At 41.6% G+C, this 13,583-nt stretch carries 13 protein-coding genes and 1 pseudogene; 4 read left to right on the forward strand and 10 right to left on the reverse strand.

What is annotated here, in order from left to right; all coding sequences use genetic code 11:
• Nucleotides 1-27: 27 nt before the first annotated feature.
• The gene (locus ACQFX9_RS08455) at nucleotides 28-183 is read left to right on the forward strand and encodes a hypothetical protein (protein ID WP_236143892.1); all 156 of its coding nucleotides are present in this window, start codon (nucleotides 28-30) and stop codon (nucleotides 181-183) included.
• A 238-nt stretch (nucleotides 184-421) separates the two neighbouring features.
• Here ACQFX9_RS08455 and ACQFX9_RS08460 read toward each other — a convergent pair whose 3' ends face one another.
• The 7 genes from ACQFX9_RS08460 to ACQFX9_RS08490 are packed head-to-tail and all read right to left on the reverse strand — an operon-like array spanning nucleotide 422 to nucleotide 4,296.
• The gene (locus ACQFX9_RS08460; RefSeq protein ID WP_427161576.1) at nucleotides 422-1,084 is read right to left on the reverse strand and encodes a Na(+)/H(+) antiporter subunit B; all 663 of its coding nucleotides are present in this window, start codon (nucleotides 1,082-1,084) and stop codon (nucleotides 422-424) included.
• A complete protein-coding gene (locus ACQFX9_RS08465) occupies nucleotides 1,081-1,626 on the reverse strand; it encodes a DUF4040 domain-containing protein (RefSeq protein ID WP_427161578.1) in 546 nt (181 codons plus the stop codon). The genes ACQFX9_RS08460 and ACQFX9_RS08465 overlap by 4 nt, the downstream gene beginning before the upstream one ends.
• On the reverse strand, nucleotides 1,619-1,897 hold the full coding sequence (locus ACQFX9_RS08470) for a monovalent cation/H(+) antiporter subunit G (RefSeq protein ID WP_427161579.1): 279 nt from the start codon (nucleotides 1,895-1,897) through the stop codon (nucleotides 1,619-1,621). The genes ACQFX9_RS08465 and ACQFX9_RS08470 overlap by 8 nt, the downstream gene beginning before the upstream one ends.
• Nucleotides 1,894-2,151 carry a hypothetical protein gene (locus ACQFX9_RS08475; RefSeq protein ID WP_427161580.1) on the reverse strand — a complete coding sequence of 86 codons (258 nt, stop codon included), beginning with the start codon at nucleotides 2,149-2,151 and terminating at the stop codon, nucleotides 1,894-1,896. The genes ACQFX9_RS08470 and ACQFX9_RS08475 overlap by 4 nt, the downstream gene beginning before the upstream one ends.
• On the reverse strand, nucleotides 2,148-2,531 hold the full coding sequence (locus ACQFX9_RS08480) for a Na+/H+ antiporter subunit E (protein ID WP_427161581.1): 384 nt from the start codon (nucleotides 2,529-2,531) through the stop codon (nucleotides 2,148-2,150). The genes ACQFX9_RS08475 and ACQFX9_RS08480 overlap by 4 nt, the downstream gene beginning before the upstream one ends.
• Nucleotides 2,528-3,961, reverse strand: coding sequence for a cation:proton antiporter (locus tag ACQFX9_RS08485; protein ID WP_427162838.1), 1,434 nt, complete (start codon nucleotides 3,959-3,961; stop codon nucleotides 2,528-2,530). Before ACQFX9_RS08485 ends, ACQFX9_RS08480 begins: the two co-directional genes overlap by 4 nt.
• Nucleotides 3,961-4,296 carry a cation:proton antiporter subunit C gene (locus ACQFX9_RS08490; protein ID WP_427161582.1) on the reverse strand — a complete coding sequence of 112 codons (336 nt, stop codon included), beginning with the start codon at nucleotides 4,294-4,296 and terminating at the stop codon, nucleotides 3,961-3,963. Before ACQFX9_RS08490 ends, ACQFX9_RS08485 begins: the two co-directional genes overlap by 1 nt.
• 436 nt (nucleotides 4,297-4,732) lie before the next feature.
• Here ACQFX9_RS08490 and ACQFX9_RS08495 point away from each other — a divergent pair.
• Nucleotides 4,733-5,880 (forward strand): annotated as a pseudogene (locus tag ACQFX9_RS08495) (DNA cytosine methyltransferase).
• Nucleotides 5,881-6,030: 150 nt separating this feature from the next.
• Entirely contained in the window at nucleotides 6,031-6,300 is a 270-nt protein-coding gene (locus ACQFX9_RS08500; RefSeq protein WP_427161583.1) for a hypothetical protein, read from the forward strand.
• Between the two features lie 521 nt (nucleotides 6,301-6,821).
• Here ACQFX9_RS08500 and psbA read toward each other — a convergent pair.
• The 3 genes from psbA to ACQFX9_RS08515 all read right to left on the reverse strand — a co-directional run bounded on the left by psbA (nucleotide 6,822) and on the right by ACQFX9_RS08515 (nucleotide 12,941).
• Nucleotides 6,822-7,904 carry a photosystem II q(b) protein gene (gene psbA / locus ACQFX9_RS08505; protein ID WP_236143883.1) on the reverse strand — a complete coding sequence of 361 codons (1,083 nt, stop codon included), beginning with the start codon at nucleotides 7,902-7,904 and terminating at the stop codon, nucleotides 6,822-6,824.
• A gap of 414 nt (nucleotides 7,905-8,318) precedes the next feature.
• Nucleotides 8,319-9,818 carry an MBOAT family O-acyltransferase gene (locus ACQFX9_RS08510; RefSeq protein WP_427161584.1) on the reverse strand — a complete coding sequence of 500 codons (1,500 nt, stop codon included), beginning with the start codon at nucleotides 9,816-9,818 and terminating at the stop codon, nucleotides 8,319-8,321.
• 144 nt (nucleotides 9,819-9,962) lie between these two features.
• On the reverse strand, nucleotides 9,963-12,941 hold the full coding sequence (locus tag ACQFX9_RS08515; protein ID WP_427161585.1) for a DUF1574 family protein: 2,979 nt from the start codon (nucleotides 12,939-12,941) through the stop codon (nucleotides 9,963-9,965).
• 321 nt (nucleotides 12,942-13,262) lie between these two features.
• Between ACQFX9_RS08515 and ACQFX9_RS08520 the strand changes: the two genes are divergently transcribed.
• Nucleotides 13,263-13,490, forward strand: coding sequence for a hypothetical protein (locus ACQFX9_RS08520; protein WP_427161586.1), 228 nt, complete (start codon nucleotides 13,263-13,265; stop codon nucleotides 13,488-13,490).
• The last annotated feature ends 93 nt before the right edge of the window (nucleotides 13,491-13,583 follow it).

Here is a 13,583-nt window from a genome sequence, read left to right on the forward strand (position 1 = left end):
AATGTTATCAACTGAGGGAGACCTGCCATGCCGACAAAACTTGTGCAAGCCGCCATCATCACTTTCTTGCTGTATGTGATTGCAGGACTGAACAATAGTCCCAAAATGCAAAATAGAGCAGTTTCGCCCTCAACAGAAACGCCTGTGCAGATTATTAGTATGCTGTTCCGTTCTTGGCATTAATAATTCAAGGTTTGTAGGGACTTCCAAATAAAAAAGTATCCAAAATGTAGGGTGCGTCAGTGTGAGAAAACCTAGCTGTACCAAGAAATTATTCATACTGACGCACCCTACTAGGTGTGAATTTGGAATAATTTATTTTTTGGTGTTCCCGTAGTGAGAACTCAAGTTTTTAAGAAAAGGACTAAAGTTCTGACTACGAACTGAATTATAGTGTGTCCAAGCAGATGATGCGATCGCTTTACAACAATCCCCGATAGCGAATAAAAATCAACACCACAGCCCAAGAACCCAAGGCAACTTTGATGGCGACGATGATATTTAATATGGGGAGAATGCCACCACTGAATAATTCTCCTAATTGTCCGTGTGGTAACTCGTATCCTGTTAGGGTAATTACTGAGAGGACTATAAAAATTAAGACTGAAATTTTCTCCCAGGTGGCGGCGTGCCAACGTTGGTAAATTTCCTGCATCCAGGGATAGGATGAGGTAATGGCGACAAGTCCGATCGCAGTTCCTCCGGCTACACCAGCCGCAAAACCGCCACCAGGGCTAAGATGTCCGCGAATCGCTAGTTCAATTCCTACTAAGGCGGTAATTGTTGCACCTAAACGGGCTAAAACAATTGAAGGTTGGTCTTTGAACTGATAGATGCTACAAGAGGGATTTTCGTTAGATAAAAGGTAATTTGAGCCTAAGATAGCGATGGTAAAAACAATCACCTCAAAAATGGTGTCATATAAGCGATTGCGGAAGATAATCCCCGACACTGCATTAGGAACACCACTATCTTGAACGACCATTTGCACGATCGCAGCTTGGGTTGAACTGAGTGCGGGATTTGGTATAACTAGCATTTTGACGTACAGTGCTATCCCCGCAATGATGTAGATCCATTTCATGAATGCTGCTCCTGTAAGTCGGAAACGTTTACGTAAGATAGGCTAGTCGCTGGTGTGGGGAGTTCGGTTTTGATGATGTCGTAAAGGCGTTGGATTCTAATTGTGGTGTGATATTCTCTATCCCCAGGGAGACAGGTAGCGTGAATTTCTTTGTCTATCAACGCCCTTTGCAAAGCTTGGGTATTGGTGTAGGGGACGATTTCTAGACGGAGATAGTGTTTTTTGACGACATTGCGTAAAGTCTCAATCACTTTCCCTGAATCTTCGTCTGGTGTCTCAGTTGACTCATCTTGAATTACCCCTAGACGCATCACCATTGAGGAACGTACCGCCACAGCGTAGAGAGTAATCGCCAACATTGTACCCATCAAGGCTTCTGTTAAAGCGACATCCACCGCGCCTAATACTGCGTCTACCATTGCGGCTATAGCACCTAATACACCCCGAATGATTAAAGCATGGTAGGGATTGGCTTGAGTGACAACCATACCGGCTGCTAATGGTAGGAGGGCAATAATTATATATAGATAGCTATCAGTCATTTTGATCCTCTGGAGTAGAGCAGTAAGCCAATACGTAACCCAGCATGGTGTTCCACATAGCTAGACAGATGAATCCGAGCAGGAGTAGCGGCCATTCTCTGGGGATTTTGAGCAGCAAACCCACAATCATGAGCATTGAGCCAAGGGTGTCTGAGACGGAAAGACCATGCAGTTTAAAGAGGACTGAGCGATCGCTCACTAAATGAGCCGTTCCCCAAAACCAGAAAATGAGACCGATGAAGATACAGGTATAACTAAAAAAGTTGATCATACTTGGTTTAAGCGTTTGAGAATTTGGGCTAGAAGCATCAAAGCAGCATTACCGATACTCAAAATAATCACCGCTACCACGCCAATCATCCAATCATCGCGGAGGACGGAAACGAACAAAATCATGATGGCGACTTTGCTGGAAATGCTGGCTAAAGCCAACATTTTTTGCCAGACATCATCAGTCTTCCAGGCTTCATAAATGGGGATGAGCAAAGCCACAAGCATAGCTATGATGGCGATTTCCAAATTCATGCTTTTTTCCTTGGTTGAATCTGGTGGACTTCGTACCAACCTTCTTCGCGGTACTTGGTGACAATGGTTTTGGGTGTAAAGGTGATGATGAAAATATCCAAGAACACGAGATTAGGCGATCGCTTGGGTTTGACGTGTTCGAGAATGATTTCTTCGTGTTGATGGGGACGGAAAATAATCTCAAAGGCTTCCATATAAGCCACGGGAATGGCGACTAGGGTTTTGATAATTACCTGTACCCAGTCTTTTAATTTATCTGGGGATGTGACACCGCGCGGTAGTAATAGAGAAATGATCACACCGATGAGAATATTGATCCAACTGAAATTGGCTGTGAGTAGTAGCCAAATCACCATGCGTAGTATGAAATGCCCAATCATGCTAATGCCATCCAAAACAGTAGGATTAAAATCAGACTCATCGCCCCAATTAAATGGTCAAATTCTTCCAATACACGGGGGAGATAGACAGCAACTTGTTTAAAAATGAAGATGTAAGCTAACCAACCTATGCCAATGATGGCTAGGGCTTTGACGATGTTGGTAATGTTATATGCCTGAAGATAGATGACATTACCTGCAAAAAGTCCACCAATTAACAGGGTGACGGCTAGCCAAAAACCTGGTTTAACTGTGTATCCCTCTTGGGGTGCGTGGGGGAGAAAAATAAATTTGGCAAAGGATATGGCTGTACCCACGGCGGCGACATTCATGGCGATCGCTTGCCAAGGGAGCATATTTTTCATACTCAACACCTTTGCCCCAAATCCAGATAATAGGGGAAAGCCGGAAATGGAGAGGCTGGCTATGACTAAAGCTATCCAGATTTTGGTATCGATCTGCTTTTGTTGCAGTTCCTTGAAGTTACGGCTGGGTAATGCACCTGCACTGAAGAATAGGGATGATTTCACTAAGCCATGTGCGAGGGTATAAAATCCCCCCACCTCTGGTGCGGCGAGAATAAAACCTAATTGGGAAATGGTGTGAAAGGCGAGCATCCGCTTGCTATCTTTTTCTAAGACAGCGCAAGATACACCCATCAAAGCTGTCCCCACACCGAAGGCTCTGACGATGAAATCCAGTTCTGGGGAAAGAGGCGCGCAACGCAACAGGGGTAAGACACTGGCTTTGACGACGATTCCAGAAAGTAAAGCCGAGACAGGGGTTTCTGATTCGGAGTGAGTCAGAGGTAGCCACAAACCTGTAATAAAGATTCCCGCTTTCCCTAATAGTCCCAAGAAAATGAGGGCGATCGCTTCTGGTGGTGCGCCTTTTAAACCAGCATAAGCAAAGGAATGATGGGTTTGATAAACTAGTACCGCGCCTACTAGATAAAACAGCATCGCTGTATTACCAACAAATAAATAACGCAAACCCACCCAAATTGAGCGATCGCTGCGGGGATAGGCGATTAATAAAAACGCGGCAATCCCGCTTACCTCTAAGCCGACGTACAAACTAATAAAATCTGCACAGACAAAAGCCGCGTTTAAGCTGCCATGTACAATAATTGTCTGGGCGTAGAAAAAAGCATTTTTATCGCTGTACCAACAGTAGATAATGACCGCAGCTGTTACTAAAGCGTTGGTTAAGATAAAGTAGCCGCTTAATTGATCAGCTTGTAAGGTTACGCCGAAATTATCGAGTAAGTTGAGTTGAATCGGCGATGGCTGGAAAAATAACTGTAAGCCGAAAGCAAAGGAAGCGATCGCACCCCACAATGTAAGGTGGCGATTGAGTTTGGGGAAGATAAAAATCAAGAACCCCAAGAAAAATGGTAGTGCAATCCAGGCGATCGTTATGGTGTTGATCATGGTGTGTTGTTCTTCTCAATCTCACTGGTTTCCAAGGTGGGATTATCTCGTGACAGTTTCATCACACCCACTAGCATTAATGCTTGAATAGAAAAACCAATCACAATCGCTGTCAAAATTACCGCTTGGGGAACGGGATCAGAGTAAGCGGGATTGTCCACTTTGCCCACAATCGGCGAAAATAAACCATCCCGTGATGCGATCAGCACGTAATAGGCGATTACCCCCGTACTCATCACATCCATAGATACGATTTTCATCAACAGATTTTTTTTCACAATAATGCCGAAAAAGCCGCACAATATTGTGGCAAATACACAGGCTTCTAACACAGGAATTATCGCTTGGGTAAGGGTAGGCTGTAGAATCTTGGGAGGAAAGCTAGTTGCTTATTTCAGATTTATTTGAGTTAGCTTAATAGATATTTTTTCAGTAAATATTTTGGGCTTTAGACATACGGTGAAATTTATGAATTGACAATTTACTCATGCTCATCAGTTGCATGAGTTATCCAAACTCAAAGGTTTGGTCTGTTGTAAAAATGTTAAAAGAATCTAAACATTACCTAATTTTACTATCAATGAGTATATCTGCTATCATCAAAATAGCTGATGAAAATCATTGAATATTGCCATAAATCAGCAAATTGTCCGGCTATGATGAATCCGGGAACGTCACATTTTCTAAATTTATAGAATATTTGCAGGCTCTTTCTCAATAGCCACTAGCTATTAAATAAATTTTATTTTTTGAGAAAATATAAAAGTTATGTTTATTCCTAGTATCTTCTCCTTTTTCTCAGGAGCAGGGTTTTTAGATTTAGGTTTTGCCACCAGTGGTTTTAATATTGTTTATGTCAATGAAATCTTCCCGCCATTTATGGCAGCATACCGTTATTCACGAGAGATGATGAAACTGCCATTGCCCGAATATGGAGATCATCATGGAGAAAGCGGTGATGTAACTCAACTGTTTGAGGGCGCGCAAGCACAGCAACTATGTGAACTAGTTCAAAGTTGTCGCCAATCAAATCATCTTGTCGGGTTCATTGGTGGGCCACCCTGTCCTGATTTTTCAGTTGGGGGTAAAAATAGAGGATATGCAGGAAATCAGGGGAAACTCACAGCCGCCTATATAGAATTAATCTGTCGTAATTTACCAGATTTCTTTTTGTTTGAAAATGTCAAAGGTTTGTGGCGGACTAAAAAACATCGACTCTTTTTTGAATCCATCAAACAACAATTAAAACAGGCAGATTATATACTAACAGAAAGGTTAATTAATGCCATTGAGTATGGTGTCCCTCAAGATAGGGAAAGGATTATCTTATTAGGGTTCAAAAAAAAATATTAACAGATATAGGTATCAGCAATCATCAGAATTTGCAGTTTAATGAAGTAGCTTTTCCTTGGTCTCATCATATTCTCTATCCGAGAGAAGACATTTTTTCTTACCCTTGGAGTCAATGTGAGCCATTTCAAGAAGATTCCATCGTTCCTTGTCCTGATGGGATTATTCAAGAATTAACAGTTGAATATTGGTTCAGAAAAAATCATGTTTTAGAGCATCCTCATGCTCATCATTATTTTCAACCGAGAGCAGGTATAAAAAAATTTACCAGTATTGCAGAAGGAGATGATTCTAAAAAATCTTTTAAACGCCTACATCGATGGCGTTATTCACCCACAGCCTGTTACGGTAATAATGAAGTACATCTACACCCATACAAAGCACGGCGGATTTCTGTAGCGGAAGCTTTAGCGATACAATCTTTACCTGAAAATTTTGTTTTGCCAGCAAATATGTCACTGACTAATATGTTTAAAACTATAGGTAATGGTGTGCCATATCTAGCATCAAAAGCATTAGCTCAAACAATTATTGATTTTCTATTTAGTGGTCAAATTTACTACTAAGGCTAGAGTAATCGATTGCTGTCCCTGTAATTTTATTTTTTTAAATAAATAAAGACTCGTTAAGGCTCGAAGATTCAAACCGGAATATTTCGGCAACTAAATGTAGGTCTTATTAAATACAAAAATAAAAGCTTTCGGGGATAAAATTTTATGTCGTTACAGCAAGTTCATGCTTTTTATGAAGTTTTGATGTTAGATTCATCCATTTATGAAGCATACTTTAATAATTGTTCTAACAGAGGTCTGTTAGGTAGTTGGCATTGGGACACAAACAAAATAGTGAATTTTGCCGCTACTTTTGGTTATGAATTTACAGAGTATGAATTAACTCATGTATGGTTTGAAAATGAGCCTATTTCTACTCATAATTCTTTGAGTGAACCACCACAAAGTCAACTCAAGGAATTAGTTACAGTTTAGGTTGGATGGAATTTTAACTAGGATATAGAGCAATACGGTTCAGTTAAGGTGGTGAGAGTTAATTTCTCAATTTTTGCTCTGCCTATTAGACAATGAGCAAGATTTGGGGGATTCTCCCCCAAGCCCCCGATTGGGGGACGGTTGCGTCCCCCAAACCCCCTCCAAAATCATTTTTTCGTTTTTTGTTGAGTGAACATTTGCTGGCTTGGTTGAAATTTATTTTTCTTATCTGAACCGTATTGGGATATGGAGATAGATATAGAGATATTCAGAGTTAGGGACTTCCAGATAAAAAAATATCCAAACTGTAGGGTGCGTCAGTGTAAGAAAACCTAACTATACCAAGAGATTATTCATACTGACGCACCCTACTAAGCTGTTGATTTGGGATAATTTATTTTTTGGTGTTCTCTTAATCCTGGCGAGTTTAAGGACTAAAGTCTTTACTACTAACTTTATCAAAAGCAAAAAGCGTCCCTCCCTGAGAGGAACGCTTTTTATTTAGCTAAAAGCTGGAAGAATTAGCCGTTGATAGCAGGTGCTGTTAATGCAACAGGAGCAGCTTCATCAGATGCTAAGTCTAAGGGGAAGTTGTGAGCGTTACGCTCGTGCATTACTTCCATACCTAAGTTAGCGCGGTTGATGACATCAGCCCAGGTGGCAATAACGCGACCTTGGGAGTCAATTACGGATTGGTTGAAGTTGAAACCGTTGAGGTTGAACGCCATTGTGCTTACGCCCAATGCTGTGAACCAGATGCCTACTACTGGCCAAGCAGCCAAGAAGAAGTGCAAGGAACGGCTGTTGTTGAAAGAAGCGTATTGGAAAATCAAGCGGCCGAAGTAACCGTGTGCAGCAACGATGTTGTAGGTTTCTTCTTCTTGACCGAATTTGTAACCGTAGTTTTGAGATTCGGTTTCGGTGGTTTCACGCACCAAGGAGGAAGTTACCAAAGAACCGTGCATTGCAGAGAACAGAGAACCGCCGAATACACCAGCCACACCTAACATATGGAAGGGGTGCATCAGGATGTTGTGTTCTGCTTGGAACACGATCATGAAGTTGAAGGTACCGGAGATACCCAAGGGCATACCATCAGAGAAAGAACCTTGACCGATGGGGTAGATCAAGAATACTGCGGTAGCAGATGCCAAAGGAGCAGAGTAAGCTACGCAGATCCAAGGACGCATACCTAAGCGGTAGGACAATTCCCACTGACGACCCATGTAGCAGGCACAACCGATGAGGAAGTGGAATACTACTAATTGGTAAGGGCCACCGTTGTACAACCACTCATCTAAGGAAGCTGCTTCCCAGATGGGGTAGAAGTGTAAACCAATAGCGTTAGAAGAAGGAACAACTGCACCAGAGATGATGTTGTTTCCGTAAATCAAAGAACCTGCAACGGGTTCACGGATACCATCGATGTCTACAGGAGGTGCTGCAATGAAAGCGATGGTGAAGCAAACGGTAGCGGCTAGCAAGGTGGGGATCATTAATACACCGAACCAACCGACATAAATGCGGTTTTCGGTGCTGGTGATCCAGTTGCAGAACCGTCCCCATACGCTTGCGCTTTGACGCTGTTGTAAGGTTGTGGTCATGTGTTTATAATTGCTTGAATTTTTATCAATTTTGACTGGGCGTGTAAATTTATGCCCGTCGAATTAAAGTCTACATGAATTTACGTTATTTTGTTAGTTAAGTTTATTGTATTGTTATTAACAAATAATAAGCTAATTGCGATCGCTTCACACTTTTAAAAGTCTATTTTTCCTTTAAATACTTAACTTCTCAGCTTTAATACTAATAAATAATAATTATGTACTTTTATGAAGATAAAAAGCAAACACTTTTCTGTAATATTTCTCAACATTTTTCAAAGCAAAAACCCTGATGGAATCAGGGTTTTTCAAGATCACTGCCTCTACATGAAGTTTTATGAACAATTAACTACTTTATAAAACTACACAATGTTTGTTAGTGCTTACTGTAATTAACTTTTAGCGGTATTACAGTTAGAAATTGAAGTAAACAAAGGGAACGCTACCTTCAGGTGCGAACAACCACACAGCATAGAAACACAGAGGTACAAACACCAACTTCAACGGCCAACTAATATCTAGTTTGAGGTGGCGTTTGAAGACATAGGTAACACCCATAAAAGCAGATAGAATCCCCATAATCCAGACTATTTGATGAGGGCTGGTGTTGAGGGCTTCAACATAAACCTTCTGATAGAATTGCGAATCCGCAGGATGATTCCACAAATGCTGAAATACCCAAACAGAGTCTTGCAGATTAGGTAGACGGAACCAAATCCACGAAGTAAAAACCATGATTTGGGTAATGAACCAAGCTAAAACTACGCCTAGAGGATTTTGCCAGAACTGCTCTAGTTTCTCATAGCGATCGCTCATTGCATCCATGAGCCGATGCACCACTAAAGCTAAACCGTGATAAACACCCCAAACTACAAAAGTCCAGATAGAACCATGCCAAATCCCTGCAATCAGCATGACAATAAATAAATTCCAGCAGGTGCGAGTTAAACCTTGACGAGAACCACCCAGAGGAAAGTAAACATAATTCCGTAACCAATCACCCAAGGTCATGTGCCAACGTCGCCAAAATTCCGCAATACTGGTACTGAAATAGGGGAAATCAAAATTTTCTGGTAGCACCAAACCAAACAGTAAAGCACTACCACGGGCAATATCTACGTAGCCACTAAAATCTAAATACAAATGCAAACCATAGGCTAAAGTTGCCAGCCATAAATCATTACTACCAGCCCTTTGCAGATTCCCAAAACACAAATCGACAAAAATGCTAAGACGGTCTGCTAAAATGCCTTTTTTCACAGCACCCCTAGCAATTAACCAGAGGGCTTCTGCAATTCTATTAGTAGTAGGAAATTCCAGTGAATTAAATTGTGTAATAAAGTTGTGATAGCGAGTAATTGGCCCTGAGATGAGCTTGGGAAAAAATAATTTATAGGCGGCAAACTTCAGCAATTGATTACTTGCAGGCGCACCACGATAGACATCGACTAAATAAGCAATACATTCAAACGTAAAAAAAGATATTCCTAAAGGTGCAACAACTTTAAACAGATTGCCTGATGTACTACCTGGAGTATCAAAAAATATGGCAACTGCACTATTTATATATTTGAATGCTAAGAGAATTAAGACATTTAAGCTAACCCCTAGCCACAAAAGTTTTAATCTTCTTTGATTCCAGTCAACATTGGCAAACTGCCATTCCTCATTAGAAATTTGCCAATCTAAATTATGTTGTCCTGGTGAGGTATTTTTTCCTATTTCTCGCCCAAACTGAAAGTTAATAAAGGTTAGAGCTAATAACAGGGGTATGTATTGAGTATTTAAAGAAGAGTAAGCAAAAATGCTGCCGATTAATATAGCCATTAGGCGCATTTGCGGTTTTTCTAAAGCCCAATAAATACCCAGTACACTCAGGATAAAAAGCCCATAAACGATAGATATTAATTCCATATTTTAGTCAATAGTCATTAGTCAATAGTCAATAGTCATTAGTCATTAGTCATTAGTCATTAGTCATTAGTCATTAGTTATCAACTTTGCTTGCTATGTCTGATGCCCAATGCCTGATGCCCAATGCTCCATGCCCAATTTCATTTATTTCACAGGCCAGGGAATCATCGGATCATTGGCTAGTTTTTGTGAGACTTCGTAAGCACCGAATCGATTCAGGTGGCTGGGGTCGGAAAAGTTGTCGTTGTTTTGGGGAAAAAATTGACTTAAATCTCTATAAATGAAGTTGGGGTTAGTTGCTAATCGCAACATATATGTTTGAAATTCTTGTTCGTTTTGGCGGCGGAATTGGTCTAAATATTCGTCGGTTAAGGGTAAGTTAATGAAAACCAAGGGTATATTTTGTGATTGGGTAAATTGCAAAACGTCTTGAAAGGCTGCGTCTTGTTCTCCTCCTAATTGGAAATTTTTATAGTCGTTGTCGTAATTGCCTGTAACTCTGGAATGTTTTTGATAGTACCTAGCAGGATGAAAGCGGATAGATAATGGGAGAAACCCATCAAAATCTACTGCTTGTGTCAAGGTGCTATCATCTTCAGCATTATTGGTTGTGATATCAAAAGGTAATGAAGTTTTTGGAGATGTTTTCAATAGGGGTAGAGATTCTAGTTGTTTGTGGAATAAACTTTGAATTTGCTCGCGGTGTTGATAGCTAGCGGAAAAATTGGCTAGTTTTTGGTTTAACCAGTTATTAATGACTTGATAATTATTAATCTCTTTTTGGGGTGTTTTTTTGGCAACTGGTGGGGATTTTTCTGGATTAGTTGATGATTCATTATTGTTTTCAGATGTTTTTGCTTGTTTTAACACATATTCATAACCTGGTGAATTGGCGATCGCTTTAAATGTGAGATCATCGCGACCACTATTAAAGGCGCGAGAACCATCCGCCCACAAAATTAATTTTGGTAGTTCGGAAGGTTGCAAAACTTGACGCAGGACAAAATCGACAACTTGGGAAGTTGCCCCGTTAATGCCAAAGTTAAATACATCTACATTGGGATAACCTTGACGCGCTAAGGCTTTTGATAATGCGGCTGGATCTACTCCCCTTAATGCACGGGAAGAACCAATAATTAACACATCGGCGGGTTTACCATTTTTGGCGATGCGTTGTCTGTAGAGGGCTAATTGTTCATCTAATTGTCTGACATTAAAACTAGGCATGGAAGACCGCGCCGCCAATAAAATCGCTGTGGCGTTGGCTTTATTTTTGGAAGGGGTGGCGGCGACATTATCTTCTGCTTGAGTAAAACCAGAGGAATTAAAACCTTGACTTGACTGTGGGGAATTGGTGGTGAAAAATGCGGTTCTGGGGTTGGGAGTTTCTCTGGTACTAACAGGTGACTTTGGCTGGGGTGATGAAATGTTTTTGACTGGGGATGAACTGGGTATGGTGCGAGAAACTATGTAACCTAGTACCCAATCGGTTTGCAAGGTGAGTAACAATCCTAAAGTCCCCCAAACTAAGGCGACTTTCACACCTTGAGCATCAGGAATGGGGTTACTTGATTGGTCGCTTTCTGTGAATAACTGACTACCTAAAAACCATTTTCTAACAGTGTTAGTTGTAGTCGTCACCCAATCGCGTGCTACTTCACTAACGAAAGTTTGAACTTCTTCTGTAGTTAAGTCAGGACGTAAAATCGGTTCGTCGTTGTCTTGGTTGATTAATTCGCCGACATATTCAGCCGTGGCAGCAAATTCTGGGGTAGCTTCAGGAACTAATCTTTGACGTTGGGCTAAATCTACACCATGATGCCAAAAAGGTTCTTTATTTCCTGAACGCCTACCATAAACCCGCACTCCCGCAATCCCTGGAATTTTGAGTTGGCGAATTAATTGGGTAACTTTCGGGGCGACTTGCTTACGGCTGGGACAGATGGGTGCATCACACATGATGTGAAATAAATCATCTTTTCTTAGCAGTAGCACCCGCAAGCCGCCGGTTTTTAACTTGCGATCTAAATTCGGATTCAGTAAGCGTTCGAGGAGGAAAATAATTGCTGGTTCATCACCTTCAGCCGCCAATTCTAAAGCAGGAGTCGCCAAATCTGGGTATTCTTTGGCGGGTAGAGTTAGCCAATCAATCCAGTCTGGTTGTGTATCATCATGGGTTTTTTGTCCGTAAACTGTAGCCGCAAGAATACCTTGGGGTGCGATCGCCTCTAATTGCTGTAATATTTTTTCTAAACAAAAGGCTTTATCTGGGACTGTGGCATCAGCATTGGGTAAACAGAAAATATGTAAAGTAGACTCTTGGAGAGAAACCTGCACAGTCACCGCAAATTCTGATAATACCGCCATCAATAGCCGCGCGATCGCCTGCACATCACCCCAACGCGCCCATTCCTTCAGCATCACCTCTGGCGGTGTTAAATCGATGCGTAACCGCCATTCGTGCTTAGTTTCGCCACTAATTTGGGAAACAATTACCGCGTCCTTATAGCCAGATAGCTTTAACTGGCGTAACTTATGGGCTATGGGTTCAGCCAACAAAGAAGGATCAGGACTGTAACTCGACTGACACAAAATCCATAAACGTTCTGAAGCCGCTTGATGATCATCACCAGTTTCAGACTGTTTGACCTTTACCTGTACCGCCACACCCATGGCACTCAGAGTTTCACTGAGATAACGGGCGATCGCATTGGGATCTCCCCGGCGTGCCAAACTTTCATTAGAGAGAATCAACGCCCCACCAGGGGCTTTCGCCGCATCTTCTAACATGGCCTTTTCGACCTGTTCTAGATGGCGGTCTAGTTGATTGAGGTAAACTTTATGACACCATTCGGGACGATATTCCCCTTTCTTTCGTCCGTAGACAAATACTTGGTATATTGAGGGTTGTTCGTAACTGGTGAGAGCATCTAAATCTGTCTGCTGGAGTGCGTGCAGCAAATCATATAGAGTCCGCCAGCGTCGGGGACACTCAGAACCTTCACACAAAATATGAAGGTCATTTCCCCGTAATCGGACTTTCACCCCTAAAGTATTAATCCCCGTTGCTTGGCTGACCCATTGCAATAAGGATTGCTGACTATCTGATAGTAATGTTTTCATGGGCAGTTAAATATAAAGGAACACAGGGAGTGGGGACTGGGGATTGGGGACTGGGGAATAGGGAATAGGGAATAGGGCATCGAGTATAGCAAGAAAATTTAATAACTAATGACTAATGACTAATGACTATTGACTAATGACTATTGACTCCACCTGTAAACTAAAACCATAGGTCTATCACATTTTGGAGTTTCTTGTTAACACATTTGTTACCTTCTTGGCTGGCTAAGTGGGACAAAATAGTCTTATAAGGTTGTCAGTCATACAGATTTTGAGTTTTGCGTTTTATTCTACTCTTTGAATAATCATTCACAACAAACCATGCCTCCTACTACTCAACAGTCCACCGTAGCCAATACCGGATTGAATTTGCTTGTGTTTACCATTCCCCAATCTCTCCTTGTCCAAATGGGTTCAGCGTCTATACTAATGCTCCTCACCGCAGGTAAAGTTTCAGTACAAGCCCTAGAATCTATAGGGCAAGCCAGTGAAGAATTATTTCGCGGCGATCGCCTGCCTATTCTTCCTTTTCCTGATGACACAGAATGAAAGAGGTGGAGGGCAGGGGGCAGGGGGCAGGGGGAAAAGGAGAAAATACATTTACTCCCTACTCAGCACCGGCTAAACGCCGCGCTACCGCTA

The organism is Aliinostoc sp. HNIBRCY26 (assembly GCF_050235535.1).
Lineage (GTDB): Bacteria > Cyanobacteriota > Cyanobacteriia > Cyanobacteriales > Nostocaceae > Trichormus.

Bases quoted from the DNA above. Each gene is read 5' to 3' on its own strand.
- ACQFX9_RS08455 (WP_236143892.1), top strand. From the start codon at position 28: ATGCCGACAAAACTTGTGCAAGCCGCCATCATCACTTTCTTGCTGTAT.
- ACQFX9_RS08460 (WP_427161576.1), bottom strand. From the start codon at position 1,084: ATGAAATGGATCTACATCATTGCGGGGATAGCACTGTACGTCAAAATG.
- ACQFX9_RS08465 (WP_427161578.1), bottom strand. From the start codon at position 1,626: ATGACTGATAGCTATCTATATATAATTATTGCCCTCCTACCATTAGCA.
- ACQFX9_RS08470 (WP_427161579.1), bottom strand. From the start codon at position 1,897: ATGATCAACTTTTTTAGTTATACCTGTATCTTCATCGGTCTCATTTTC.
- ACQFX9_RS08475 (WP_427161580.1), bottom strand. From the start codon at position 2,151: ATGAATTTGGAAATCGCCATCATAGCTATGCTTGTGGCTTTGCTCATC.
- ACQFX9_RS08480 (WP_427161581.1), bottom strand. From the start codon at position 2,531: ATGATTGGGCATTTCATACTACGCATGGTGATTTGGCTACTACTCACA.
- ACQFX9_RS08500 (WP_427161583.1), top strand. From the start codon at position 6,031: ATGTCGTTACAGCAAGTTCATGCTTTTTATGAAGTTTTGATGTTAGAT.
- psbA (WP_236143883.1), bottom strand. From the start codon at position 7,904: ATGACCACAACCTTACAACAGCGTCAAAGCGCAAGCGTATGGGGACGG.
- ACQFX9_RS08510 (WP_427161584.1), bottom strand. From the start codon at position 9,818: ATGGAATTAATATCTATCGTTTATGGGCTTTTTATCCTGAGTGTACTG.
- ACQFX9_RS08515 (WP_427161585.1), bottom strand. From the start codon at position 12,941: ATGAAAACATTACTATCAGATAGTCAGCAATCCTTATTGCAATGGGTC.
- ACQFX9_RS08520 (WP_427161586.1), top strand. From the start codon at position 13,263: ATGCCTCCTACTACTCAACAGTCCACCGTAGCCAATACCGGATTGAAT.